General features: G+C 71.3%; 21 protein-coding genes and 2 pseudogenes. 13 read left to right on the forward strand and 10 right to left on the reverse strand.

Features of this window, described 5'->3' with window-relative positions; all coding sequences use genetic code 11:
- Window positions 1–438, reverse strand: a 438-nt coding sequence (locus GWK61_RS23915) for a hypothetical protein (protein ID WP_194911477.1), incomplete at its 3' end; no start/stop codon positions are given.
- Window positions 439–705: 267 nt separating this feature from the next.
- On the opposite strand from GWK61_RS23915, the gene GWK61_RS23920 reads away from it, so the two are divergent.
- The 6 genes from GWK61_RS23920 to GWK61_RS23945 all read left to right on the forward strand — a co-directional run bounded on the left by GWK61_RS23920 (window position 706) and on the right by GWK61_RS23945 (window position 9,449).
- On the forward strand, window positions 706–1,734 hold the full coding sequence (locus GWK61_RS23920) for a LacI family DNA-binding transcriptional regulator (protein ID WP_194911478.1): 1,029 nt from the start codon (window positions 706–708) through the stop codon (window positions 1,732–1,734).
- 86 nt (window positions 1,735–1,820) lie between these two features.
- A complete protein-coding gene (locus GWK61_RS23925) occupies window positions 1,821–3,173 on the forward strand; it encodes a sugar ABC transporter substrate-binding protein (protein WP_228562848.1) in 1,353 nt (450 codons plus the stop codon).
- An 11-nt stretch (window positions 3,174–3,184) separates the two neighbouring features.
- The gene (locus GWK61_RS23930; RefSeq protein WP_228562849.1) at window positions 3,185–4,264 is read left to right on the forward strand and encodes a carbohydrate ABC transporter permease; all 1,080 of its coding nucleotides are present in this window, start codon (window positions 3,185–3,187) and stop codon (window positions 4,262–4,264) included.
- Window positions 4,261–5,082, forward strand: coding sequence for a carbohydrate ABC transporter permease (locus tag GWK61_RS23935; protein ID WP_194911479.1), 822 nt, complete (start codon window positions 4,261–4,263; stop codon window positions 5,080–5,082). The genes GWK61_RS23930 and GWK61_RS23935 overlap by 4 nt, the downstream gene beginning before the upstream one ends.
- Window positions 5,083–5,151: 69 nt before the next feature.
- A complete protein-coding gene (locus GWK61_RS23940) occupies window positions 5,152–7,191 on the forward strand; it encodes a glycoside hydrolase family 31 protein (protein WP_323747720.1) in 2,040 nt (679 codons plus the stop codon).
- Complete coding sequence (locus tag GWK61_RS23945) at window positions 7,188–9,449, forward strand: hypothetical protein (protein WP_194911481.1); 2,262 nt, start codon at window positions 7,188–7,190, stop codon at window positions 9,447–9,449. The genes GWK61_RS23940 and GWK61_RS23945 overlap by 4 nt, the downstream gene beginning before the upstream one ends.
- Window positions 9,450–9,903: 454 nt before the next feature.
- Here GWK61_RS23945 and GWK61_RS23950 read toward each other — a convergent pair whose 3' ends face one another.
- From GWK61_RS23950 to GWK61_RS23960, 3 genes are all read right to left on the reverse strand, one after another.
- Window positions 9,904–10,536, reverse strand: coding sequence for a hypothetical protein (locus GWK61_RS23950; protein ID WP_194911482.1), 633 nt, complete (start codon window positions 10,534–10,536; stop codon window positions 9,904–9,906).
- Window positions 10,537–10,547: 11 nt separating this feature from the next.
- Window positions 10,548–11,075: a SigE family RNA polymerase sigma factor gene (locus GWK61_RS23955; protein WP_194911483.1), complete on the reverse strand. Its 528-nt coding sequence runs from the start codon at window positions 11,073–11,075 to the stop codon at window positions 10,548–10,550.
- A gap of 151 nt (window positions 11,076–11,226) precedes the next feature.
- Window positions 11,227–11,985: a hypothetical protein gene (locus GWK61_RS23960; RefSeq protein ID WP_194911485.1), complete on the reverse strand. Its 759-nt coding sequence runs from the start codon at window positions 11,983–11,985 to the stop codon at window positions 11,227–11,229.
- A gap of 70 nt (window positions 11,986–12,055) precedes the next feature.
- Here GWK61_RS23960 and GWK61_RS59720 point away from each other — a divergent pair.
- A pseudogene (locus GWK61_RS59720) lies at window positions 12,056–12,265 on the forward strand (serine hydrolase); the annotation flags it as partial.
- A gap of 5 nt (window positions 12,266–12,270) precedes the next feature.
- On the opposite strand, the gene GWK61_RS23970 reads toward GWK61_RS59720, so the two are convergent.
- Window positions 12,271–12,522 carry a hypothetical protein gene (locus GWK61_RS23970; protein ID WP_194911489.1) on the reverse strand — a complete coding sequence of 84 codons (252 nt, stop codon included), beginning with the start codon at window positions 12,520–12,522 and terminating at the stop codon, window positions 12,271–12,273.
- 142 nt (window positions 12,523–12,664) lie between these two features.
- Window positions 12,665–13,378 carry an alpha/beta hydrolase gene (locus tag GWK61_RS23975; RefSeq protein ID WP_194911490.1) on the reverse strand — a complete coding sequence of 238 codons (714 nt, stop codon included), beginning with the start codon at window positions 13,376–13,378 and terminating at the stop codon, window positions 12,665–12,667.
- 231 nt (window positions 13,379–13,609) lie between these two features.
- Between GWK61_RS23975 and GWK61_RS23980 the strand changes: the two genes are divergently transcribed.
- Complete coding sequence (locus GWK61_RS23980; RefSeq protein ID WP_194911492.1) at window positions 13,610–15,310, forward strand: FAD-dependent oxidoreductase; 1,701 nt, start codon at window positions 13,610–13,612, stop codon at window positions 15,308–15,310.
- A 19-nt stretch (window positions 15,311–15,329) separates the two neighbouring features.
- Here GWK61_RS23980 and GWK61_RS23985 read toward each other — a convergent pair whose 3' ends face one another.
- Entirely contained in the window at window positions 15,330–18,131 is a 2,802-nt protein-coding gene (locus GWK61_RS23985; protein WP_194911493.1) for an AAA family ATPase, read from the reverse strand.
- Window positions 18,132–18,297: 166 nt separating this feature from the next.
- On the opposite strand from GWK61_RS23985, the gene GWK61_RS23990 reads away from it, so the two are divergent.
- Together GWK61_RS23990 and GWK61_RS56815 are read left to right on the forward strand one after the other, a co-directional pair.
- Complete coding sequence (locus tag GWK61_RS23990) at window positions 18,298–18,813, forward strand: RNA polymerase sigma factor (protein ID WP_194911494.1); 516 nt, start codon at window positions 18,298–18,300, stop codon at window positions 18,811–18,813.
- The gene (locus GWK61_RS56815; protein ID WP_228562850.1) at window positions 18,806–20,224 is read left to right on the forward strand and encodes a hypothetical protein; all 1,419 of its coding nucleotides are present in this window, start codon (window positions 18,806–18,808) and stop codon (window positions 20,222–20,224) included. The genes GWK61_RS23990 and GWK61_RS56815 overlap by 8 nt, the downstream gene beginning before the upstream one ends.
- Before the next feature lie 114 nt (window positions 20,225–20,338).
- On the opposite strand, the pseudogene GWK61_RS60895 reads toward GWK61_RS56815, so the two are convergent.
- Window positions 20,339–20,596, reverse strand: a pseudogene (locus tag GWK61_RS60895) (TetR-like C-terminal domain-containing protein); the annotation flags it as partial.
- Window positions 20,597–20,811: 215 nt separating this feature from the next.
- Between GWK61_RS60895 and GWK61_RS24000 the strand changes: the two are divergent.
- Window positions 20,812–22,068 (forward strand): cytochrome P450, encoded by a 1,257-nt coding sequence (locus GWK61_RS24000; protein WP_194911495.1) that lies wholly within the window; start codon window positions 20,812–20,814, stop codon window positions 22,066–22,068.
- Between the two features lie 53 nt (window positions 22,069–22,121).
- Here GWK61_RS24000 and GWK61_RS24005 read toward each other — a convergent pair whose 3' ends face one another.
- Window positions 22,122–23,549, reverse strand: coding sequence for a WGR domain-containing protein (locus GWK61_RS24005; RefSeq protein WP_194911496.1), 1,428 nt, complete (start codon window positions 23,547–23,549; stop codon window positions 22,122–22,124).
- A gap of 132 nt (window positions 23,550–23,681) precedes the next feature.
- Here GWK61_RS24005 and GWK61_RS24010 point away from each other — a divergent pair, with 132 nt between their 5' ends.
- Both GWK61_RS24010 and GWK61_RS24015 read left to right on the forward strand, forming a co-directional pair.
- Window positions 23,682–24,230 carry a GNAT family N-acetyltransferase gene (locus tag GWK61_RS24010; protein WP_194911527.1) on the forward strand — a complete coding sequence of 183 codons (549 nt, stop codon included), beginning with the start codon at window positions 23,682–23,684 and terminating at the stop codon, window positions 24,228–24,230.
- A gap of 40 nt (window positions 24,231–24,270) precedes the next feature.
- Complete coding sequence (locus GWK61_RS24015) at window positions 24,271–24,891, forward strand: pentapeptide repeat-containing protein (RefSeq protein ID WP_194911497.1); 621 nt, start codon at window positions 24,271–24,273, stop codon at window positions 24,889–24,891.
- Window positions 24,892–24,951: 60 nt separating this feature from the next.
- Here GWK61_RS24015 and GWK61_RS24020 read toward each other — a convergent pair whose 3' ends face one another.
- The gene (locus GWK61_RS24020) at window positions 24,952–25,515 is read right to left on the reverse strand and encodes a hypothetical protein (RefSeq protein ID WP_194911498.1); all 564 of its coding nucleotides are present in this window, start codon (window positions 25,513–25,515) and stop codon (window positions 24,952–24,954) included.
- Between the last annotated feature and the right edge of the window lie 14 nt (window positions 25,516–25,529).

Genomic DNA, 25,529 nt, shown 5'->3' on the forward strand with positions numbered 1-25,529 from the left:
CGGATGCCCCGTCCCGGCCCTCCCCCAAAACGCCTCAGTCGGCAGATCGGCAAAGCGCCCCGCACCGGTGTTGACCACATGCACGCGAGTCGTCCCACGCGGCGGACGACCCCCGTCATCAGCCGACGAGAAGAACTTCAAGTAAGCCTGCGTCGTAGTGAGCAGCCGCCGCGCCGACCATTCCGCAGCCGCCGCCTCCAGCAGCCCGACCGGCCCGCTGACATCGACATAAAGGTTCGCCGCACCGCCGGCGACCACCGACAGCGCGACATACCCGTTCTCCTGACCGACGTCGACCAGGATCCCGTGCACGTCCGGGTGATCAGGGTGACGCGAGATCGGTCCGCGCTGCGCCGACTCCAGGGCCATCAGCCGCATGGCGGAGTAGAGATCCCTGTCAGACGCAGCGTTCTTCCCGCGGTTGTTCTTGGCGAACATGCTCACCTCCGGATAACCCGAAACGGAACGTGGTGGACGACCCCGCTTCCCCGTGACTGAGCAGATCCAAAGAGTAAGCGTCAGGTATCAGAGCGCGGTATTCCGAACGGGCAGTCGAGCCCAAACCGTGACTTCCCGGCGGAGCCGGCAGGGCCCGCGGAAACACCACCGACACAAACCATTGCGTCATCGGAAACCCCGGTGCTACCGTCACGCCACGCCACATCGAATCAGTTCGACGATCCGCCGATCCGAAGGGAGCACGGTATGGCCGTCACGATCGCCGACGTCGCGAAGCGCGCCGGAGTCTCACGCAGCACCGTGTCCTACGTCCTGAGCGGAACCCGCTCCATCTCCGCGGAGACCCGCGCCCGGGTGGAGCAGGCGATCGACGAACTGCAGTTCCGCCCGCACGCCGGCGCGCGCTCCATCCGCAGCGGCCGCAACGGCGTCATCGCCATGGCGCTGCCCATGGTCTACGGGCCGCACAACCAGGTGCAGATGCCCTACGTCTGGGCGTCGCTGACCGCGGCGCAGGACCTCGGGCTCAAGCTGCTGATGCTCACCGACGACGACGGCGAGACCGCGATCCGGGACACCGTGACCGGCTCCCAGGTCGACGGCGTGATGCTGATGGAGGTCCAGCGCAACGACCCGCGCGTGGCCCTGCTCAGCACCCTGCGATGCCCCGCGGTGCTGGTCGGGACGCCCGACGACAGCGCCCGGCTGCCCTACGTCGACTTCGACGCGGCGCTGGCCGGCCGGCTGTGCGCCGAGCACCTGCTGGAGCTGGGGCACCGCCGGGTCGGCTACATCGGCCAGTCGCAGTCCACGTTCCGCCGCGACGTCGCCTACGCGATCCACGCCCGCGACGGGGCGCTGACCACGCTGCGCGCCCGGCGGGCCAAGACCGCCTGGACGCCGTGCGACGGGCAGCCGTCCGAGGTGGCGCGCGCCGTGGACGGCCTGCTGGCGAAGGTCCACGGCCTGACCGGCCTGATCGTCTACAACGAGCGCGCGCTCCCGCTGGTCCTGGACCGTCTCAGGGGTCTGGGACTGCGGGTGCCGCAGGACGTCTCGGTGGTCGCGGTGTGCCCCGACGACGAGGCCGAGCGGCTCGCGGTGCCGGTCAGCGCCGTGTCCCTGCCGGTGGAGGAGCTGGCCCGCACCGCGGTCCGGCTGCTGGCCGGGCAGGTCAACGGGGAGTCCGTACCGTCGGTGACGATCCTGGCGCCGACGCTGAAAGTCCGTGACACCACCGCGCCGGCCCCGGCCGGCGGCACCGGTCGCTCCTGAGCCGGCCCCTCGCGCCTCGGCGCCGTCCCGAACACGGCCGGTGCCCCCGCGCGCCCTTTGTCGAATCGATTCGAAAGGTAAAGGCCATGATATCTCGTGCTCCGGGCCGTCGGCCCGCGACGGATCAGCGCACAGCAGGCCAGCACACACCGAGCCAGCCCGCGCCGAATCAGCCCGCGCCAGGCCGTCGGCCCGCCACCACCGGCGTCGGCGTCGGCGCCCTGGCCATCGCCTCGGCTTGCCTGCTGACCCTGACGGCCTGCGGCTCCAGCAGCTCGTCCTCCTCCGGTGCCGGCTCGGGCTCCGGCGGCGTCCTGACCCTGAACGAAACCGACTACTACGGCTCGGCCCCGCAGAACACGCAGATCCAGGGCGTCCTCGACGAGTGCGCCACGCAGGTCGGCGGCGTGAAGGTGGTGCACCACGAGCTCCCGCGCGAGCAGCTGATGCCCAAGCTGCTCCAGCAGGCGTCCGCCAAGTCGCTGCCCGACCTGCTGCTCGTCGACAACCCCGACCTGCAGCAGGTCGCCTCGACCGGCGGCCTGGTCTCGCTGTCGGCCGCCGGGCTGTCCACCGACGGCCTGTACCCCTCGATCGTCTCGGCCGGCGGCTACCAGGGCCAGATCTACGGGATCGCCCCGGGCGTCAACGGCCTGGCGCTCTACTACAACAAGGACCTGTTCGCCGCCGCGGGCCTGACCCCGCCGACGACCTGGGACGAGCTGACCGCCGACGCGCAGAAGCTGACGGCCGGCGGCAAGCAGGGCATCGCGTTCTCCGCCGTCGGCAACGAGGAGGGCAGCTTCCAGTTCGAGCCCTTCTTCTGGACCGCCGGCGCCGATCTGAAGACCCTGAACTCCCCGCAGGCGGTGCAGGCGCTGACGCTGTGGAAGACCTTCGTGGACAAGGGTTGGGCCTCGAAGTCGGTGGTGAACTGGACCCAGGCCGACGTCGACCAGCAGTTCGCGGCCGGCAACGTGGCGATGATGGTGAACGGCCCCTGGCAGCTGCCGGGCCTGGACGCCAAGACCGGCCTGCACTTCGGCACCGTCCCGATCCCGGTCCCCTCGGCCTCGGCCAAGCCGGTCACGCCGCTGGGCGGCGAAGTCTGGGCCGTCGGGCACAGCAACGCCGGCCGCGAGGCCAAGGCGGTCGCGGTGGTCAAGTGCCTGATGAGCCCGGACCGCGCGAGCGAGTGGTCGAAGGACGCCGGCTACATCCCGAGCAACCAGGCCGCCGCCGCACAACTCGCCGCCTCCGACCCGCAGCTGCAAGCGTTCATCACCGAGATCGCCACCGCGCAGGCCCGCACCGCGGAGCTGGGCACCGCCTACCCGAAGGTGAGCACGGCGCTGTCGACCGCGATCCAGGCGGCACTGGCCGGCGGCACCTCGCCGCAGGACGCGCTGAACCAGGCGCAGAGCCAGGCCGGATCCTGACGATGGCGGCGATGATCAGCAAGTCCGCCGGGGTCCCCGTCCCCGCTGCCGCCACGGCGGCGGCGGGGACGGGGACGGGGACGGCCAGCACGGACCCGGCGCGCACGCTGCCCGATCGCGACGGCCCCAGCAGCCGGGGCGGCAGCACCGGCCGCAACGGCAAAGCCAGCCAAGCCGACCAAGGCGGCCGCCGCCCCCGAACCCGCCGAAGCACCGCCTGGCGCGTGGCCGGATTCGTCGTCCCGGTCTGGATCTACATCCTCTGCTTCTACGTCTACCCGCTGATCGCGAACGTCCGCATGGGCTTCCAGGACTACTCGGTCTCCTCCTTCTACTCCGGCTCAGCGCCCTACGTCGGCTTCGCCAACTACCGCTCGGTGTTCCACAGCCCGCAGTTCGCCGGCATCGTGACGAACACGCTCCTGTTCACGCTCGGCTCGCTGGTCTTCCAGTTCGGCATCGGCCTGGCGCTGGCAGTGTTCTTCCGCCGCAAGTTCCCGCTCAACGGCGTGCTCCGCTCCCTGCTTCTGGTGCCGTGGCTGCTGCCGCTGGTGGTGTCCGGGACGGTGTGGCGCTGGATGATGTACGCCGACTCCGGCGTGCTCAACCGCATGCTGCTGAACCTGCACGTGATCAACCACCCGGTGCCCTGGCTGGTCAGCACCACCTGGTCGCTGACCGCCGTCACGCTGGTCAACGTCTGGGTCGGGATCCCGTTCAACATGGTGATCCTCTACGGCGGGCTCCAGGGCGTCCCGGAACAGCTCTACGAGGCCGCGGCCATCGACGGGGCGAACGCCTGGCAGCGCTTCCGCCGGATCACCTGGCCGATGCTGCGCCCGGTGACGCTGGTGGTGCTGACCCTCGGCCTGATCTACACGGTCAAGGTCTTCGACGTCATCCAGATCGTCACGCAGGGCGGTCCGGCGAACTCCTCCCAGACGCTGACCACCTACGCCTACAACCTGTCCTTCCAGCAGCTGGAGTTCGGCAAGGGCGCGGCGGTCGGGAACCTGCTGATCCTGGTCGCGATCGTCTTCGCCGCCTTGTACCTGCGGTCGGTCCGGGAGACGGAAGGACGGAACCGATGAGCAGGCAGGGCCGCAGCGCGGCGACGACCACCGTCGGCGTGGTGATCGTGGGCATCATGCTGTTCCCGCTGTACTGGATGATCAACGCCTCGCTGCTGAAGCCGTCCGACCTGGTCAGCCGAAGCCCGGTATGGTTCCCGCTGCACGGGACGCTCGCCGGCTATCGCAGTGCCCTGAGCGCCGAGGGCGGACACCTGACAGTCAGCCTCGTGGTATCGCTCGGCACCGTGGCGGTGACCCTGCTGATCGCGGCACCAGCCGCGTACGGCCTGGCCAAGCTGCGCGTCCCGGGACGCCGGGCCCTGATGTTCGCGCTGCTGGTCGCGCAGATGATCCCGGGCATCGTGATGGCCAACTCGCTGTACATCGCGGCGAACAAGCTCGGCATGATCAATTCACCCTTCGCGCTGATCCTGGCCGACTCCACACTCTGCGTGCCGTTCGCGACGCTGATCCTGCAGTCCTTCCTGAAAGGCGTGCCCGACGAGTTGGCCGAGGCCGCGTCCCTCGACGGCGCCTCGCGGCTGCGGACCTTCGTGTCCGTGATCCTGCCGGTGGCCCGCAACGGCGTCATCACCGCGGCGCTGTTCTCGTTCCTGTTCACCTGGGCCGACTTCCTGTTCGGCGTCACGCTCACCACCGACGACAGCCGCGCGCCGATCACCGTCGGGCTCTACCGGTTCATCGGCGCCAACCTCGTCGACTGGAACGGCGTCATGGCCACCGGCGTCATCGCCTCGGTCCCGGCGGCGGTGCTGCTGGTCGCCGCGCAGCGCTACGTCGCGGCCGGCATCGGCAACGCCGCGCTGAAGGACTGAATGAGCGCCCTGACGGACCGCAGCCGGTCCCCTCGCTCCGACCGCATCTCTTCGCTACCGGGAGACTCCGTGCTCAACCCGTTCGCCATCTCCGACGAGGTCCTGACCTGGCGCGGCGGCCACCATCTGCTGACCGTCGAGCCGTGGGGCGCCGACAGCGTGCGGGTGCGCGCCGGCCTGCACCGGATCGTGCCGGACCTGCCCGGCGCCCTGGCGCCCGTCCGCCCGACTACGAGCCCTGATCTGCGGCTGGAGATCGCCGCCGACGGCGTGTCCGCGACGCTGGTCAACGGCCGGGCCCACGTCCGCATCGACGCGGCCACCGGTCTGCTGACCGTCCAGCACGCCCACACCGGCGCCGAAGTCCTGCGCGAGCAGCCGGCGCACTTCTGGTGGCCCGGCGCCCGGCACTTCGAGGCGGCAGGCGGCGGGCTGCACCGCATCGAGCAGCGTTTCGCGGCGCATGCCAGGGAGCGAATATACGGGCTCGGACAGCACGGCCACGGCCGCCTGGACCAGAAGGGCATGGTCCTGGAGCTGGCGCAGCGCAACGGCGAGGTGTCGATCCCGTTCGCGGTGTCCAATCGTGGCTACGGCCTGCTGTGGAACAGCCCGGCGGTGGGCCGGGTCGAGTTCGCCGAGAACGGCACGCGCTGGGTGTCCGACCGGGCCCGGCAGATCGACTACTGGCTGACGGTCGGCGACACCCCCTCGCAGATCCTCACTGCCTATGCCGAAGCCACCGGCTTCCCGTCGCCGATGCCGCGATGGGCATCAGGGTTCTGGCAGAGCAAGCTGCGCTACCGCAACCAGGAAGAGCTGCTGGAGGTGGCCCGCGAGTACGCGCGCCGTGGGCTGCCGCTGTCCGTGCTCGTCATCGACTACCTGCACTGGAAGCACCTCGGCGACTGGGATTTCGACACCGCCGCCTGGCCCGACGCACGCGCCATGGTCGAGGAGCTGCACGCGCTGGGCATCGAGCCGGCGGTGTCGGTGTGGCCGTCGGTGAGTCCGCTGTCCGAGAGCTACCTGACCATGCGCGAGGCCGGGATGCTGGCCACCACCGACAACGGCGCCACGGTCACCGGAGGCTGGCCCGACGGCGAGTCGGAGGCCGAGATCGGCGTCGGCTTCTACGACGCCACCGATGCCCGGGCCCGCGCGTTCCTGTGGGAGCGGCTTCAGACCAACTACTACAAGCTGGGGATCCGCGCGTTCTGGCTCGACGCGTGCGAACCGGAGCTGCGGCCCGCCCCGCACACCCTCTCCTACGCCGCCGGCGTCGGCAGCGAGGTGGCGAACCTGTACCCGCGCGAGCATGCCCGGGGCGTGTTCGAGCACATGCGTGCGGCCGGTGAGACCGAGGTGCTGTCCCTGGTCCGCTCGGCGTGGGCCGGGTCGCAGCGGTACGGCGTGGCCTTGTGGTCCGGCGATATCGAGCCCACCTTCGCCGCCCTGGCCGCCGCGATCCCGGCCGGGCTGAACGTCGCCATGTCGGGGCTGCCGTGGTGGAACTCCGACATCGGCGGGTTCCACGGCGGCGACCCGGACGACCCGGCGTACCGGGAGCTGGTCGTGCGCTGGTTCCAGTTCGGAGTCTTCTGCCCCCTGTTCCGGCTGCACGGCCACCGCGAGCCGCGCGTCAGCCACGGCACGGTCGGCGCCGGCGGCGGGCCGAACGAGGTCTGGGCGTACGGGCCCGAGGCGTACGAGGCGATCACCGCCATGCTGCGGCTGCGGGAGCGGCTGCGTCCCTACATCCACGCGCACCTGCACGACGGCGAGACCAGCGGCACCCCTCTGATGCGGCCGCTGCTGCTCGCCTTCCCCGACGACGAGGCCGCCTGGGAGGTCGAGGACCAGTACCTGTTCGGCCCCGACATCCTGGTCGCCCCGGTCACCGAGCTCGGCGCCCGGCAGCGCCGCGTGTACCTGCCGGCCGGTGCGGAGTGGACGCACACCGGTTCCGGACGCCGATACCCCGGCGGATCCCACGTCACCGTCGACGCGCCGCTGGATGCCATCCCCCTGTTCGTGCGTGACGACGCCGAACCGCCGCTTGCCGAAGGACCCCTTTCCGAAGCACCTGTTTCCGAGGAGGCGCAATGAAGCGAACGACCCCGCACCGACCGCGCTACGGCCTGACCTCCCGAACCCGCCGCACCCTGACCAGCGCACTGGTGATCGCCGCCGTAACCGCGGGCGCCGCACTGACCGGAGTACCTTCTGCTGTGGCCAACGCACCGGACACAACCGTCACCGTCGACGTCTCCCAGACCGGCAAGGCACCCACGCACGCCGGCGCCGGCTTCCTCTACGGCCTGAACCAGGACGGGAGCGGCCCGTCCGACGCCCTCCTCCAGCCGCTGGCGCCGACGCTGTTCCGCGGCGGCGGCGCGCGCCTGGCCGGCGGCGGCTGGATCGGCGACGGGTACTCCGCCGGCAGCGGGTACCGGGTCCGCATCAATTCGGCGGTCGCGCAGGCCCGCCGGGTGACCACGGCGCCCTACAACGGTCGTTACGACCTGCTGGTCTCGGACCTGTACGGCGCCGACACGACGCAGCCTTCGAACACCGTCTATCCCTGCGACAACGGGGACTGTTCGAACTGGAAGGCTTTCATCGACCAGGTGGTCGGTGATGTGAAGGCCTCCGGGGTCAACGTCGCCTACGACATCTGGAACGAGCCCGACGGGACCGGTTTCTGGCAGCGCGGCGTGAACAGCGCGCAGTACTACCAGATGTGGGACACAGCGGTGACCGAGATCAGGAGGCTGAGTCCGTCGGCGACGATCGTCGGACCCTCCTACAGCGGCTACAACCACTCCTGGCTCGACGGCTTCATCGGCCAGACGAAGGCCGACAACACGCTGCCGAACGTGCTGAACTGGCACTTCGGCAACGATCCGGCCGCCGACGGCGCCGACGCGGCCTCGATCGTCGCGGCGCACGGCCTGAGCCCGATGCCGTTGTCCATCAACGAGTACCTGTTCGGCAACCAGCAGACGGCCGGCTACGCGGCCTGGTTCCTGGACCGGCTCGCGGTCTCGAACATCGGCGCGGCGGCGCACGCCATCTGGAGCGACTGCTGCGTGGCCGGGACGCTGGACTCGGTGCTCGGCGGGACCGGCAACCTGGCGTCGCCGACCGGCCAGTGGTGGGCTTATCGGGCTTATGCGAGCCTGACCGGTCACCTTGTCTCCGCTACCAGCGGGAACGCTGCCGTCGCGGTGGCCGCCTCGGCTGATCAGAACGCCGGCCAGGCCGATGTGCTGATCGGGAACAACAGTGGGCAGACCGGGACCACAACGGTCACGGTGCAGGGTCTCGGCTCCACGCCGTGGCTCACGGCCGGGTCCACCGTACACGCCACGCTGATGCGCATCCCGGACAACACGCCGCTCTCGCAGCCGATCACCGTGTCCGACGCTGATGTGACGGTGAACAACGGGAGAATCAGCCTGCCCGCGACGTTCCAGTCGGGCACAGATGCGTTCTGGTTGGTGCTGTCGCCGCACGGCGTCGCCATCACCGGCCCCGGCGGACCCGGCGGTGGGCAGATCTATGTCGACGGCAACGAGATCGGCACCGCGAACGACCAATGGCAGTACGACGCGAACTGGGGCGAGACCTCGGGCGTGTCCGACATGTACGCCGGGACGGCGAACTGGAGCCACACGGCAGGGGCGACCGCGACGTTCCGGTTCACCGGGACGCAGGTCGCGCTGCACGCGGTGCGCGACGTCGATCAGGGGATCATGACGGTCTCCATCGACGGCGGCGCGCCGACCTCGATCGACAACTACGCGTCGTCACGCAACGCGTCGGGGGTCGTGTGGACGAGCCCGACACTCGCGGCCGGTTCGCACACATTGACGGTCGTCAACGCCGGCACCAAGAACAGCGCCAGCTCAGGGATCAACATCGCCATCGACCGGGTCGACGTCACGACGTCGTCGGCGCCCTCGCAGACGATCGTGGACGGGAACGTCACCGGGAGCGGCGCGAACCAGTTCCAGTACGACGCGAACTGGGGTCTGACCACCGGCGTGTCCGACATGTATCTGGGCACTGCGAACTGGAGCCACCTGGCCGGGGCCACCGCGACGTTCCGCTTCACCGGGACGCAGGTCGCGCTGCACGCCGTGCATGACGTCGACCAGGGCATCATGACCGTCGCGATCGACGGCGGCGCGGCGGTGACGGTCGACAACTACGCGTCGGCCCGGAACGCCTCCGGGATCGCGTGGACCAGTCCGACGCTCGCGGCCGGTTCGCACACCGTCACGATCGTCAACACCGGCAACCGGAACAGCGCCAGCTCAGGGATCAACATCGCGATCGATCGGGCTGACGTCACGCCGTAGCAGTACGACGAACGCGGGGCCATAGCACGCGCTACGGCCCCGCGTTTCTGCGGCTCGGGCGAGCCGGGGTTGGGGTTCTCGTTGAACGTCGCCGACTTCAGCGTGACGTACAGCTCGCCGTGCGCGTGGGTGCCGCTGGCGTGGTCGACGCTGAAGGTCAGCGTCCAGGCGACCGCGCAGCAGCCGTCGAACACCTTCTCGGTGGCGATGCCGTTCGCGCTGATCGTCAGCATGCGGTCTTGTCCGCTCCAGCTCCCGCCCCGGCCCCCACACTCCCCGAAGTACTGGAGCACCCAGCCACCCCGAACACCAACCCGACGACCGTCACCACGACCGCGATCGCCCCACCCCAGCGACTGTTCCGCATTCGGCGATGGCGACCAGCGCGAACGACGACGGCAATTCTCACCTGTTCCCGCGCCGCTCGCCGCCGTACAACCAGCCCTACACAGCCCTACCCGGCCGTGATCAGCTTCCGCAGATCGTTCGGCAGCAGCACCCGGTGCGCCTTGTTGCCCACCGTCCCGCAGCCGCTCATGTCGATCACCAGTTCCTGCGTCGATCCATCCGCGTACTGAAGGATCAGCAGGTGCTCGGGGTTGATGAGTTCCATGGTGCAGATAGCGGAGTCGGGGTCCTTCCCGTGAGCCAGCCCGCGAGTCAGCGACGTGAGGGCAGAGCCGGTGATGGACTCCGAGCGCATCGTGGTGCTGGTCTCCGTCAACCCGTAGACGCACAGCGTCGCCGCGCCGGGCGTCCCGGTGAACAGCCGGCCGGCGGAGCCGCTGGGGCGGATGTCGCCGGGAGGCTGCGCCGGGCAGTGCGCCTGCGCGATCGCATGCGCTGAGTCTGTTGTCACCGCGCCGGTCCCCCCGGACGGCGACGGCCACGCCGCCACTCCCCCGGCCACCGCCAGCACCCCGCCGACGGCCAGCACCGCCCCGGAGGCCCGCACCCGGGCCGAGCGGCGGCGCGCGCCGGCGGACACCGCCTCGAACAGCCCGGGGGCGTCGGCGGCCTGCCCGGCGAGCTCGCGCAGGCCGTCGGCCAGCGGACGGGTGTCGAAATCCTGCTCCTGCTGTGACATCGGATCCGCTCCTATCGGTCTTCGGCAGGCGTGTGACGCCGGAGGGTGGCCAGGGCTTTGGCGTGCTGGCTCTTGACGGTCCCGACCGAGCACCCCATCGCCTCGGCGACCTGCGCCTCGGTCAGGTCGGCGTAGTACCGCAGCACCACCACCGCGCGCTGCCGCCGGGGCAGCGCGCGCAGCAGATCCCGCAGCACGACCCGGTCCAGCACCCCGGTCAGCGCGTTGCCCGCGCCGGAGTCCGCAGACGGCCGCGGAGCCGACAGCGGCAGCGACGCGACGTCGTCGCTGGGGATCTCACGCCCGCCGTCCCGGCGCCGCCAGGACAGGAACGTGTTCAGCATCGCCTTGCGCACGTACGCGTCCGGGTCACCGGCCTCGGCGACCCGGTTCCACCGCGGCCACACCTTCACCAGCGTGGCCTGCACCAGGTCTTCCGCCCCGTGCTGCGAACCGGTGAGCACATAGCCCACCGCGAGCAGCCCCTGCCTGCGAGCGGCGACGTACTCGCGAAACCCCTGAGGCTCGCTGTCCGCCATCTGTCGTCCCCGCCTTCACCGTGGTCCGGCCGCGCGGCTCGGACGCCGCGCGGGTTGTGGACACTAACACTCCGATGGCGGGGGAAAGGTTGCCCGCGTGGCGGGCGCCGATCAAGGACGTCGCGGCTGTCCGAGTCGCGTCACAGTCGCGTCACTCGGGCGAGGTCAGCCGCACGTACCCATAGGGGTTGAAGAAGAAGTCGTCGCTCTCGTACCGCTCGCACGCCCCGGTACGCAGCACCCACCGCGGCGCGTCCTCCGTCATCCGGAAGCCGGAGCCGTCCTCGACCTCCTTGGCGCGCGGGTCGGTGAGCAGGTAGAAGGCCAGCACGTCCAGCAGCCCGGCCATGTCCGCCACCTCGCCGCCGGCGCGCTCCTGCGCGGAGGCCTCGATCTCGACGTCCGGGGCGCCGAGCAGGTGCATGCCGCAGGTGTAGAGCACGCCGTCGTCGGCGATCGGGCGCTGGACCCACGCCTCGATGAGCGTGCCGGCCAGGACTTCGAGATTGTCGCCGGCGGCGGCGCGGTCGGCGAGCGCCAGCCAGCGCGTACGGCCGTGGGCGATGCCGCTGCTCTCGTTCTTGATGGCGGTCGCGCCGGCGCGCAGCAGGTTGCCCGCCGCGACCAGCAGGCCCCGCGATATGGCGAGCGCCTGTTCCCGGGGCATCGGCGGGGACAGCAGATAGCCGACGGTGTCGTGGGACTCCACGGCCAGCTGGTCCTTCTCGTCGAACGACACCGCGTTCATCGTGCAGGCCTGGAACGCCTGAGGCATCTGCGGATCGGGTTCGGTCTGCGAGTACTCCCAGTCGAGCGTGAACCGGTCGGCGCCGGCGATCCGCTCGATCTCCGACAGCTCCAGACCGGAGCCGAGTACACACAACACATGCCGCGGAAGGACATCGCTCATTGCGGCACACTATCGATCGAAGCCGACGGCCCAGCGGCGAGGTCCACCCCTCGGTTCAGTGGCTCAGTGGCTCCGCGCCGGAGTACCCGCCGGCTGGAAGGTCGGCGACAAATCCGGCAGCGGCGACTACGGCACGCGCAACGACATCGCCGTCGTGTGGCCATCGCAGGGCGCGCCGATCGTGATCGCGGTGCTCTCCCACCGCGACGGCAAGGACGCGAACTCGGCCGACAGCCTCATCGCCGACGCCACGAAGATCGCCTTACAGCGGCTCGGCTGAGCGCCTCAGGGCTGCAACCCCGCGTCGATCCACGCCCGCAGCAGCCGCACGTGCTCGTCCGGCCAGGTGGCGTCGCTCTCCGGCGGCATCTTCTTGGCCGCGATCGAGCCGTAGACGCGCTCGGCGTTCGCCGGATCCGACATGTACGAGTACTGATCCAGCTGCACGCCGAACGGGGCCATGTGCTCGATGTCGATCGGGCGGAACAGGGGACGGATGTCGGCGTCGAATCCCGGTGCGCCGGAGTCCTGGTTCATCGCGCTCTCTCTTCGCTGGCTTTTCGACCTCTCGGGCGGGGTCCGCCGAGTCGATCATTCGGCATGCGGAACGCGCGGGGTGACCGGTGCATCGGGCGCTTGGGCCGTCCGGGTGACGGCCCAAGCGTCGATCCGCCCTGCCTCAGCCGCCCAGCGCCTTCCGGATGAACGCCGCGACGGCCACCGGCTGAGCGATGAACGCGGTGTGCGAGCCGTCGATCTCCTCGGTCGTGGCCTTCATGCGCTGGGCCATGAAGCGCTCGGCGTCCGGCGGGATGGCGTTGTCGTGCCGCGACACCAGGTACCAGTTCGGCTTGGTCTTCCAGCCGGCGGCGGTGGCGTTCTCGGTGAGCGCGGCCAGCGACAGCGGCCGCTGCGTGGCCTGCATGACCGCCGCGACGTCGACCGGGACATCGGCGCAGAACGTCTCGCGGAACTGGCTCGTGATGTACAGGTCGGGGCCGTTCGGGGCACCGGGGGCGTCGTACGGCGTCGGCGCGGAGGTCTTGGCCAGCAACGAGGGCGGGAACGGACCCTGCACGCTGGCACAGCTCTCGCCGGCGTCCAGGCCGAACGCGGCCAGGAACACCAGGCTGGTGACGTTGTCCAGGTCCGCCGAGGCCTGGCCGATGACCGCGCCGCCGTAGGAGTGGCCGACCAGCACGACCGGCCCGTCGATCGCGCGCACCGCGTCGGCCACCGCGGCGGCGTCGAAGGCCAGGCTGCGCAGCGGGTTCGGCGGGGCGACGACCTCGATGCCGGCGGAGTGCAGCTCACCGATCACGCCGCCGAATCCTGACGCGTCGGCGAACGCGCCGTGCACGAGGACGACCGTGGGGGTGGGGGAACCGTTCATGATCCACATGCTCCTTGGGTGGGGCGGGTTGGATGCCTTCTCAGCATCACCCGGCGCGGCGGGTCGTGCCCTCACGTGTTCAGGTGAGGGAGGCCCCGGACCGGCCGGGTATGGTGCTGGACCAGGCGCCGTGTCGCGACGCGCGGTGCCGCGTCGTGATCGGCGCGCGCCGAGACCAGGCCGAGACCAGCCGACACCAGCCGACACCAGCCGACACCAGGAGGACGCACCGTGGTGGACCCCGGACCGCACCCCCACGTTCCCGGCAGCCTCCCGGCCGCGCCGCTGAGCCGGGGCCAGCTCGACCGGATCAGGGCTCTGGGATCGGTGCAGGAGGTTCGGGCCGGCAGCGTGCTGTTCGCCGCCGGCGATCCGTCCTACGACTTGTTCGTGCTGCTCGACGGGGTCGCGCAGGTCGTCGATCGCAGACTCGGCGCCGGTGAGGTGGTGCTGGCCGCATACGGTTCCCGGGAGTTCCTCGGCGAGATCGGGATGCTGCTGAGCGAGCCGGCGCGCTTCACGGCGGTCATGGCCGCCGACGGCAGCGTGCTGCGAATCCCGCTGCCGCAGGTCCAGGCCCTGATGGCGAACGACGTCGAGCTCAGCGACGTCCTGCTGCACGCGTTCCTGCTGCGGCGGGCCGCGCTGGTGCGCCGGGGCGTCGGCGTCACACTGGTCGGGTCCCGCTACGACGCGCGCACGCGGCTGCTGACGAAGTTCTTCGCCCGCAGCCGGACCGCGGTGAACTGGATCGACCTGGAGGTCCACCGCGAGGCCGAGGCGGTGCTGGCGCGGCTGGAGGTGCCGGTCGGCGACCTGCCGATCGTGCTGGTCCCGGGGCGTCCGATGATGCGCAACCCGTCGCGCGCCGAGCTGGCCGGGGCGCTGGGCCTGGGCACGCCGCCGGACACGCCGCAGCGCAGCGTCTGCGACCTGCTGGTGATCGGCGGGGGCCCGGCGGGACTGGCCGCCGCGGTCTACGGCGCCTCCGAGGGCCTGGACACCATCCTCATCGACGCCGGCGCGTTCGGGGGCCAGGCCGGAACGTCCTCCCGGATCGAGAACTACCTCGGGTTCCCCGCCGGGCTCTCCGGCGCGGAGCTGACCACGCGCGCGGTGCTGCAGGCTGGCAAGTTCGGTGCGGTGCTGCGGAACAACGTGCGCGCCACCAGCCTGACCAGCCATCCGGACGTCCACGAGGTGACCTGCGACGACGGCTCGGCGATCGCCGCGGCCAACGTCATCATCGCCACCGGCGCCGACTATCGGGAGCTGCCGCTGGCCGACGGCAAGCAGTGGGAGGGCTCAGGCGTCTACTACGCCGCCACGTTCGCCGAGGCCCGCTTCTGCGAGGACCAGCCGGTGGCCGTCATCGGCGGGGCCAACTCGGCCGGGCAGGCGGCGATGTTCCTGGCGCGCACCGCCCGCGAGGTCCACCTGCTGGTGCGTGGGGACGATCTGGAGCACTCGATGTCCCGCTACCTGATCGACGCCGTCGCCTCCGAGCCGCGGATCACCGTCCACCTGCGGACCGAAGCGGTCGAGGCGGCCGGCGAGGGTGCGATCTCGCAGCTGCGGATCGCTGAGCGCGGGAGCGGGGAGCGCGACGCCGGGGAGCGCGACGCCGGAGACCAGCGCTGGCTGCCGGTGTGCGCGGTGTTCGTGTTCATCGGCGCCGCACCCTGCACCGACTGGCTGGACGACCAGCTCGCCCGCGACCGGTCCGGCTTCCTGCTCACCGGCCGGGACCTGGAGCACCTGCCGGCCGAGAGCCGGGCCCCGTTCCCGTACGAGACCAGCCGCCCGGGCGTCTTCGCCATCGGCGACGTCCGCGGGGCGTCGGTGAAGCGGGTCGCCGCGGCCGTCGGCGAGGGGTCGGCGGCGGTGCGGATGGTGTTCGAGCAGCGGCAGGCTGATCGGGCGGAGCTGTGAGCGGCAGCTGCGCTGCGGGTCACCCGGCCAGGTTCCGATGCAGCACGTTGGCCAGTTGCACCCGCGACTGCACGCCGAGCTTGGCGAACGCCGAGCGCAGGTGGGTCCCGACGGTGTTCACCGAGACGCCGAGCTCGGTGGCGGCTGAGCGGTTGGAGTGCCCGGCGGCGACGAGTAGGGCCACGCGGCGTTCGGCCTCGGTCAGGGCGTCCGTGCCGGTGTCGGGGCGGGGTGTGGCGGCGGACCATTTGGCGCGCCGTACGCCGGCCTCGCGCATCAGCTTGCGGACACTGTCCCGGTACACGCGGGCGTCGGCGGAGTGGTAGTCGTCCCAGGCGCTGTCGAGCAGGGCCAGGCCGGTGTCGCGGTCGCCGTCGGCCAGGAGCGCGCGGCCCAGGCAGTCCGCGCCGAAGCCGCGCAGCAGCGGACGCGGGCTGCGCGCGAGGATGTCAGCGGACTGACGCAGTAGCTCCCGGTCGCCCTTGCTGCGGGCCCGCACGTTCAGCGCCAGGCCCTCGAAGCTCGCGACGCCGGGCGTCCGCTCGGCGGCCAGCTCGGCCACGTCCACGACCGTCTGTGCGAACGCCTGGTCGTCGGCGGCGGTGCCGACCTCGTAAAACAGCCCCATCCAGCACGGCCACAGCGGCCAGTACCCACACGAGCGCGTGGCCCCCTGCGCCACCGGCGCCAGTGCGGCGGTCGCGCCCGACAGATCGCCGCGCGCCACCGCGAGCCAGCCGCGCATCACGGTCAGGCCCGGCTGGCGCAGCGCCGCGTCGGCGCCGGGCAGGTCGGCGGCAAAGTCCAGGCGGGCCGCGGCGGTGACGGCGTCGCCGCGCAGCAGCGCCACGGAGATCTGGACGATCGCCGCGTCCAGCGCGTAGACGCCGTTGCCGAGCTGCTGCCCGATCTCCAGCAGCGCCCGCGCGCCGGCTTCGGCCTCGTCGCCGCGGCCGAGGTTGAAGTCCTGCCAGATCTGCGCGCACTGCAACGCCGGCAGGATCGCGCCGACCGTGTCGCCGTGCGCGGCCCGGACCTCGTCGAGCAGCGTCTGGGCGTGGTCGTAGCGGTCGAGGAACTGCAACGAGGTGATCTCCTCGGCCAGGTGGTGGCCGACGGAGGTGGTCCGCACCTCGCGGAAGGCGCGCAACGCCTCGTGGTGCCGGCCCTCGTTGCGCGCCGCCTGGCCGACGGCGTGCAGCGCGAGCGCCACGGCCTCGGCGTCGCCGCTGGCGCGTGCCAGGTCCAGCGCCGCCGACGCCTCGCGGGCCGCGTCGGCGCCGGCGGTCAGGCGGGTGCGGGCCAGGGCACGGACGGCCGACAGGCGTGCGGCCACCTCGCAGCCCGGGTCGGCGGCGGCGAGCACGCGGCCGGTGCGGGCCAGCAGCTCGTCGAGGCGGCCGGCGACCCACAGGGCCGCGGACGCCTGGGCCTCGACCGCGCCGGCCAGGTCCGCGTCGTCGACCCGGGCCAGGATCGCGTCGGCCACGCCGATCGCCTCGTCGGCGCGCTCGGTGCGGCACAGGACCGCCAGGCAGCGGCGGCCGACGGCCAGCCACTCGGGCTGGTCGGGGGTGACGGCGGCGAAGGCCTCGGCGGCGAGGTCGGCGGCGTCGTCCGGGGAGGCGGCGGTGAGCTGTTCGGCGGCGGTGAGGAGGACCTCGGCGCTGGCGGCGTCGGCGGTTGTGACGGTGGTGGTGGTGGTGACGGCTGCGCGGACGTGGGCGGCTGCGGAGAAGGGGTCTCCGGCTGTTTGGAGGTAGTGCCTGGCCAGGCGGAGGTGCCAGGTGCGGATGGTGTCTTCCGGGAGGGTTGCGCGGACTGCCTCGCTGACCAGGTGGTGGCTGGGGGCCAGTGCGGAGTCGGCTGATTCGGATGATTTCGTCGCATCCGCCGATTCGGCCGGTTGGACGAGCCCGGAGTCCCGCGCTTCGGCCACAACCGTCTCCCAGCCGGTATCAGGGAGCTGCGGCATCAAGGCGGTCACGACGCGCAGCGGCAGCGGCCGACCGGCGACCGCGATCAGCGCCGCCAAGTCCCGCGTCGCGTCCGACAGGTCCGCGAGTCGCTGCGCGATGACCGCCGTGAACTCCAGCGGGACGCTCCGGGCCGACCCCGCCGAGCCTGCCTTCCCCGCTCGGACCACGCTGTGCAGAATCTGCACCGCCAGCAGCGGATTGCCGCCGGCCGCCCCGATGAGATCGCGTAGCCGCTCGTCCGGGGCGTGACCCAGGCGGTCCATGGCAATCGCTGTCACGTCGGCGGCGGCCAACGGCCCGAGCGGGACCAGCTCGACGCGGCAGCGCTGCGCCCCGAGCAACGCCAGCGCCGCATGTTCCTCGCGCGCGGCGAACATCCACACCACCGGCAGCCCGATCAGGCGTCCCATCAGGGTCCTGATCACGAAGAGGCTGACGCGGTCGGCCTGCTGGAGGTCGTCCACGGCCACGACCAGCGGCGCGTCACCCGCGGCGGCCTCCAGCACGGCCGCGATCCGCTCGGCGAGCAGCAGCGGCTCGTCGCGGGCCTGCAGGATCTGCTCGTACTCGGCGACGCCGACCAGCGGCTCCGGCCCGGCCCGCAGCGCCGCGATGACCGGCGCACCGGGGCTGACCTGCGCGACCGCATCGCACACGGCGTGCACGACCCGCGCCCCCATCGCGGCCGCCTCCCAGCAGGCCTGGTTCACCAGCGCGGACTTCCCGATCCCGCCGGGCCCGGACACCACCACCACGGCCGACGAACCGCTGCGGAACGCCCCGCGCACGGTCGACAGGACCCGGGTCATGGACTTGCTACGTCCGCGAAGTGGCGCTGCCATCATGCGGTCACCTTATGCCGGGTGGCGGGGGCGGGCAGGGTAGCGGCGCGGGGAGGTCCGGCGATCCGGCCCGGATCCCGCCCGGGAAATAATCTTCAAATCCATGCAACCGACCGGGATCTCGAATGCGTGCAGTTCCCGAGTGAACTCTGGGAGGGGACAGGACTTGGCGACGACGAGCTTCGACGACGTCTACGCCGCCACCGCGCCGCGTTTGATAGGGCAGTTGTACCTGGTGATCGGTGATCTCGCCGAGGCGCAGGACTGCGTGCAGGAGGCGTATGCGCGGGCGTGGACGAGGTGGGACAAGCTCACCCGGGACGGTGGGGATCCGGTCGGGTGGGTGCGCTCGACTGCGTACCGGCTTGCCGTCTCGCGGTGGCGGCATCACACGGCCGGGTTGCGGGCGTTCATGCGGCATGGGGCGCCGGGGGTCGTGGCGCCGCCGTCGGCGGACACGATCGCTGTGCGCAATGCCCTCGCCGAGTTGCCGTTGGGGCTGCGGGCCGCGCTGGTCATGTACTACCTCGGTGGCATGCCGGTCGCGGAGGTCGCCACTGCGCTCAACCTGCCTCAGGGCACTGTCAAGGCGCGGTTGTCGCGGGGGCGGACGGCGATGGCCGCGCTGCTGACCGACACCAGTGAGTTCGGCGACGGCGCCGTGGAGGTGGCCCATGTCTGAGGAGCCGATGGACGGTGGCGGGATCGCCGCCGCGGTCGACAAGACCGACTGGACCCAGTACGTCGGCCAAGCCGCTTCGGTGAAGCGGCGCGGGGAACGGCGGCGGCGCAGGCTCCAGGCCAGCACCGCGCTCGGGACGACGGTGGCCGTCGTCGGTGTCGCGGTCGCCGTAAGCGGGCTGGATCGGGGGTCGGTGACGCGGCAGGGGGCGGCATCGACGCAGTCGTCGTCCGCCCCGGCGGTGTTCACCGGGCCTCCCGGCGGCACCGCCTCTACGACCCCCGGCGCATCGTCGTCGCAGACTTCGTCGACGTCCGCGAGCTACCCCTCGTTCCCGGCGCAGCTGCCGACCAAGCCGATCTTCATCGCGGATCCGGGCAAGGTCCTGCAGTCGGGCGTCATCGCCGCCGGCGCGGTCTCCGGCCACCAGTGGCAGCTCTCCTACCGCGTCATCCCCTCCGGATCGGCGGCGAACAGCCAGCCGGAGGTGACCCAGGTGGACCTCAGCGTCGACGGCAAGCCTGCCAGCGGTGCCGGCGGCGGGGAGGGCGTCGCGATCCAGGCCAGCGGCTACCTGGCGTACGAGCCCGGCCAGGGCGGCCAGGCCGCCGCCGGAACCTTCCCGATGGTCGTCGCGACCGGCACCCCGACGCCCGGCGTGACGTCGGTCGACCTGCGGTGGAAGAACGGCACCGTGGTCCAGGTCCCGATCCGGACGGCCCTGGGGACCCGGATCGCCGCGTTCGCGTGGGACCCGGCCAATCCGCCGGACACGCTGGAGCAGGTCAGCCCGAACGGCGTCTCGAAGATCACGATCACCCACAACGGGTCCTCCTCGTGGATGAACACGACCTTCCAGCAGACGCCGAAGGCGATCGTCCCGAAGTCCGCGCCTACCGTCACCACGCCGAGCGGCACGCCGAACCTGTCGCAGACCCCGCAGGTGACCCCGCACGACTCCGGCCTGCTCGGCGCGGGCACGGTCGCCGGCCACCAGTGGCAGGTCGCCTACGAGATCATCCCCAGCGGCTCGGCGGCGAACGCCTCCGACGAGGCGTTCTGCACCGACACGACCGTCGACGGCAAGACCCGGCAGGACGGCTGCTCCAGCAACAAGCCGTTCGGCGGCATCGGCGGCGGCATGTCGTTCACGGACTCCGGCGGGTCGGGCGACTTCCCGCTCGTCGCCGACTTCGGCACCGGCTACCCGGGAACGACGGCGATGGGGCTGGAGTTCGCGGACGGCACGCAGACCGTGACCGCCGTCCACAACGTGGAGGGCGCGCCGATGGCGGCGCTGGCCTTCGACCCGGCGAACGGCCCGACGTACCTGCTGGAGTTCGGCTCCTACGGCGAGTACCGGATCCCGTTGAGCCACTCCACGCACTTCGAGTGGAGGTTCAACTGGTAGCACGCCCCCACCGCGGCATCGAGGCATCTCACGCCTCGATGCCGCGGTACACGTGCTCGACGATCCGCCGGCCGGTCGTCTCCGGATCCAGGCCCTCGGTGGCCCCGGACGCGCCATGCGGGCCAGAATCGGCGCGACCAGCAGTTCGCTGACGAACTCGACATCGACGTCGGCGCGGATCTCCTCCGCGTCGATCCCGCGTCGCAGGATGCCGTAGACGGTCGCGTGGCGGTCGGCGACGATCCCGCTGAAGTAGCGGCGGTGCGGTTCGGGGAAGGCCCGCGACTCGGCTTGCAGGGCACGCAGAACGCTCGTGGCACGCTGGTCGAGGGTGATGGCGCTCAGGACGTCCAGGTGGAGCTCGTCCTTCATGACCACGTTCACCACCAGGGACTTCACGCAGCACTACGAGGTCCACGGCGACCCGGCCTAGTTGCGGCCGGGCGAGCTGATCAGGACTTCGGCTGAGGTGACGGCTGTCAACACCGCGCTCCTTGCGTATCGACGTCTTCTGATTACCGTGTGCTCCACAGAGAACGTGGCGTGGGATGCACGGTGTGAAGACCCTATTCCGAGAGGTCACGCGAATGACTGACACCGACCACCGGTCCGACCCGTCCGAGCAGGCCGCCTCGGCCGACCTCTCCGACCAGTCAGACCTGCCGGCCTTTCCGTTCCGCAGCCATTCGCTGACCCCGCCGGCCCAGTACGCCGAACGCCGGGCGACGTGCCCGATGGGACAGGTGCGGCTGCCGAGCGGCGACCCGGCGATCCTGTTGCTGACGTACCGGGACGTGGCCGCGGCGATGGCCGATCCGCGGCTGTCGCACGACCTGACCGGGCCGGACGCCGCGCGGATGACGAAGGAGCCCAGCTTCCTTCAGGACCCTGACGTAGTCCTGAACAAGGACGGCGAAGACCACCTGCGCATGCGCCGCATCGTCGCCGCCGCGTTCACCCCACGCCGGGTCGAGCGCTGGCGGCCGGTGATCCAGCAGATCGCGAACGAGCTGGTCGACGACCTGGAGAAGGTCGGTCCGCCAGCTGAGCTGGTCGCAGGGTACTGTTTCGCCCTGCCGGTGCGGATCATCTGCCGGCTGCTCGGCGTGCCCGAGCGGGACGCGCTGCGCTTCCGCGTCTGGTCGAACGCGTTCTCGGCCGGCGCGCAGATGACGCCCGAGCAGGCCGCGGCGGAGATCGGCGCGTTCCTCGGGTACATGGCCGAACTGCTCGCCGCCAAGCGCGCCGAGCCCGGCGAGGACCTGATCGACGACCTGATCGCGGCCCGCGACGGCGCCGACAAGCTGACCGAGCACGAGCTGCTGGCCCTGGCCACGGGCCTGATCGCGGCCGGGAACGAGACCACCGCGACGGCGCTGAGCCGGGCGCTGGTCGAGCTGCTGGAGGACGACCGCCGGCTGTGGAAGCAGCTGCTCGACGACCCCGGGCTGGTGCCGGCCGCGGTCGACGAGCTGCTGCGGTTCACCGGGCTGAGCAACAGCACACTGCTGCGCATCGCCGTGGCGGACGTCGAGCTGCCGTCGGGGCCGGTCAGGACCGGACAGGTGATCGGGATCGCCAGCAACGGCGCGACGCGCGACCCCGAGGCGTATCCGGATCCTGACACCGTCCGCTTCGACCGGGACGCGCCGCCGACGCTGATGTTCGGCGGCGGACCGCACTACTGCCTGGGCGCGCACCTGGCGAAGGCGGAGCTGGCGATCGGGCTCGGGACGCTGCTCCAGCGGTTGCCGGGCCTGCGGATGACGGTGACGCGCGACGAGCTGACGTTCAGCGGCGGCGAGATCGTCGATTCGATGATCAGTCTGCCGGTCGCTTGGTGACGACGTCGGTGTGGTAGCCGTTCCGGTGGGCCCAGGCCGTCGCGATCCCGGTCTCAAACCAGCCGCTTGATCTCCCCCCGCACGCGATAGAACCCGCGGCTGGCCTCGTGGATCTCCTCGACGACGTAGCGCGCGCCGACGACCCGCATGTCGCGCGGGAACTGGACGTTCCAGCCGGTCTGGTAGCCGGTGCCGACCACGCGGACCCGGACGCGGCCGTGGTCGTCGATGCATTCGACGACGGTGCCGGTGGCGGTGGAGGTCGTGGTGGCGATCGTGGTGGTCGGCGTGGCGACCGGCATCGCGGCGCTGGCCTTCACGTCGAGCACGGTCGGCACGACGCCGCCCTGCGCCGCGGTGATCGCCGGCTCGGTGGCGTCGACGCAGGCCAGGCTGCCGTCGGTGGTGACGATGTAGAGGCGCTCGTCGCGGTACTGCATGGACAGCGCCGAGCCGCAGCCGGTGCCGAGCTTCCACAGGCGCCGGCCGTCGGCGGCGAAGCAGTACACGGAGGAGGCGCTGTCGCCGGCGAAGACGTAGCGGCCGTCGGGGGCGGTCGCGCAGGAGTAGACCGCGGTGTCGCAGCGGTACTCGGCGACGGCACGTCCGTCGGCCTTGGCGATCTTGTGCACGACGTGCCGGCCAGTGCCGGCGTACACGTGGTCAGTCTCCTGCCAGCCGAAGAGCACGGCGCCGGGCGTCTTGGTGTTCCACACCTCGCGGCCGCCGTCGGCGGCGTAGGCGGTGACGCCGGCGCTGTGGCCGTGGTAGACCGCCGCGTCGTCGCCGCGCACCATCCAGGCCCCGGTGCCGGGGCTGTTGCGCGACCACTGGTGCTCCTCCTCGTGGTCGATGACGACCAGGCGCCCGCCGGCGTCGGAGACCGCGAGGACGCCCTCGTGGATGTCCAGCCAGTAGATGTCGACGTCCTCGGCGATGCGGTAGGCGGCGTGCGGGATCTTGCCGGACAGGTCGTAGACGGAGCCGTCGTCGCAGCCCGCGTAGATCCAGAAGTCGTCGGCCACCAGGCACTTGACCCCTTCGGGGAGCTGGAAGCGGGAGAGCACCTGGCCGTCGTGGCCGAGGCTGTAGACGTCGCCGGACTGGTTGCCGACCCAGCAGCGGTCCCCGTCGATGTGGATGCCGAAGGCGCTGGACGCGGTCCGGAAGCGCCACAGCACCGGCGCCGTCGCGCGCGCCGTCGAGGGCGCCGACATCACCGCGCGCCGGGTGATGCTGCGCGCGGCCCGCGCACCCATGACCGACGGGGCATAGCCCTTGCGCACCTTCTCGCCGATCTTCTTCGCGGCGGCCGCCTCGGCCTTCTCGACAGTGGGGAACGTCGAGGTCTGCCGCGACCCGTCGGTGCCTATGCGGCCGTAGCGGATGTCGACGACGGTGCCGGCGACGGTCACCTCGTAGAACTTGTGCGCGCTGCCGCTGTCTTCGGACAGCTCTAGATAGGTCGTCCCCTGAGTCATGGGGAGAAACGTACAACGGGTGGCCGACAGCTTGAGACGGTGGTGGAAGGGCTCGGCGTTAATGCAGTCGCGCGACGATTGGTGCGGAGTTAGCCTGGCGCCGTGAGCGCGCGCGATGATCTTCCGGTGGTGGTGATCCGGCCTGAGCGGATCGACGATCGTGCGGCTGTGCGGGATGTGCATAGGCAGGCGTTCGGCGACGGCGACCGCGTTCCGGCGTTGGTCGACGCGCTGCGCGCCGCCCCGGCCGCCCTTGCGCCGACGTCGCTGGTGGCGACGGTCGACGAGCGGGTGGTCGGCCATGTGATGCTCAGCGCGTGCCGGTTGGACGCGCTGCCCCGGCTGGTGGACGTGCTGTCGCTGTCGCCGTTGGGCGTGCTGCCGGAGTATCAGGGCCGGGGAATCGGCACTCGGCTCGTCGCGGACGCTCTCGCGGCAGCCGACAGTCAGGGCATTCCTTTGGTGTTCCTGGAGGGCGATCCGAGCTACTACGGCAAGCACGGCTTCGCCGACGCCACGAAGCTGGGCTTCCGTCCGCCGTCGCTGCGCTATCCGCCGGGCGCGTTCCAGGCCGCCGTGCTGCCCTCACACGAGGAGTGGATGACGGGCACCTTCGTCTACTCCGACGTCTTCTGGGCGCAGGATTGCGTGGGGCTGCGGCCCGACGACCTTCAGCCGTAGGACCACGATCCCGTCAGTCCCCCGCGATACGGTCGGGATCATGGCGCAGCGCAGGGGCGGAGCCCCCGATCCGGAGACCACATCGACGGTCAGCGGCGAGGACTGGTACGGCCGGCGGCTCGCCGAGGAGACGTTCGAGCGCGTCGCGTTCCTCGACGTCGACTTCACAGAGGTGGTCAGCGAGGGTGCCACGTTCAGCGAGTGCGTCTTCCGGGGCTGCCGGTTCAACGCCTCGGTACACACCGGGTCGGCGTTCGCGAACTGCACGTTCCGCCGCAGCTCGCTGTTCGACGCGTCGTTCACCCGCGCCAAGCTGATGGGCGCGATGTTCGACAACTGCACGTTCGGTGCCCTGAAGGTCGAGGGCGGCGACTGGTCGTTCGTCGGGCTGCCCGGTGCCGACCTGCGGGGCGCGGTGTTCCGCGGGGTGCGGATGCGCGAGGCGGACCTGACCGGTGCCAAGTGCCGGGAGGCGCAGTTCCGGGACACGGATCTGTCGGGTTCCTGGGTGTTCGGCGCCTCGTTCGAGAAGAGCGATCTGCGCGGCAGCGACCTGTCCGCGTTCGACCCGACCGAGGTCAAGATGCGCGACGCGGTCATCACCGCCGACCAGGCGATGGTGATGGCGGTGGCGCTCGGGCTGGATGTGCGGGCGGAGTAGCCGAGATACCTGCAGCCGCCGCCGGCTTCGGGCGTTCCGACGGCGGCTGAGGCTAACGCGCTACCACAGGTGCTTCTCGACCCAGTGGTGGCTCGTCACGTCGAAGACGACCGTGAAGTGGCTGTACTTCGTCGGCTTCGTCCCCTGCGGAACGTTCTCCACCGCGGTGTCCGCCGGGGCGTCGACCTGGATGACCCACATCACGGCCTGCGGCGAGAACGCGGTGTTGACGTGCTTGCCGCCGTACGCCTTCTGCTCGTACGAGGCCAGCGTCATCTCGGTGTCGACGTGGTGCGGAGTCGCCATCGGCGCCGCACCGGCCGGAGCCGGCGGCAGCAGCCGCAGCGCGTCGGAGACGGCTTCCTGCTCGGTCATGGGCTGGGCCTGCGCCGCGGCACCCGGACCGCCGGCCGCGCCGAGCGCCTGCGGGTCGGCACCCTGCGGCTGACCCGCGCCGGGGCAGTACGGCCGCCCCGCCGCCGTGCACGCGGCCAGGCTGGTGTCCGCCGCCGGGCCCGCCTTGGTGGCGCTCTTCCCGCTGCCGGAGGCCGCGAAGGCGACTCCCGTTCCGATCGACAGCAAAGCGACCGCGCCGACAGCAGCCCAGCGCAGGTTCTTGCGCATCTTAGACTCCCTCG

Origin of the sequence: Catenulispora rubra, from assembly GCF_015356825.1 — a bacterium.
GTDB classification, from domain to species: Bacteria; Actinomycetota; Actinomycetes; order Streptomycetales; family Catenulisporaceae; genus Catenulispora; species Catenulispora rubra.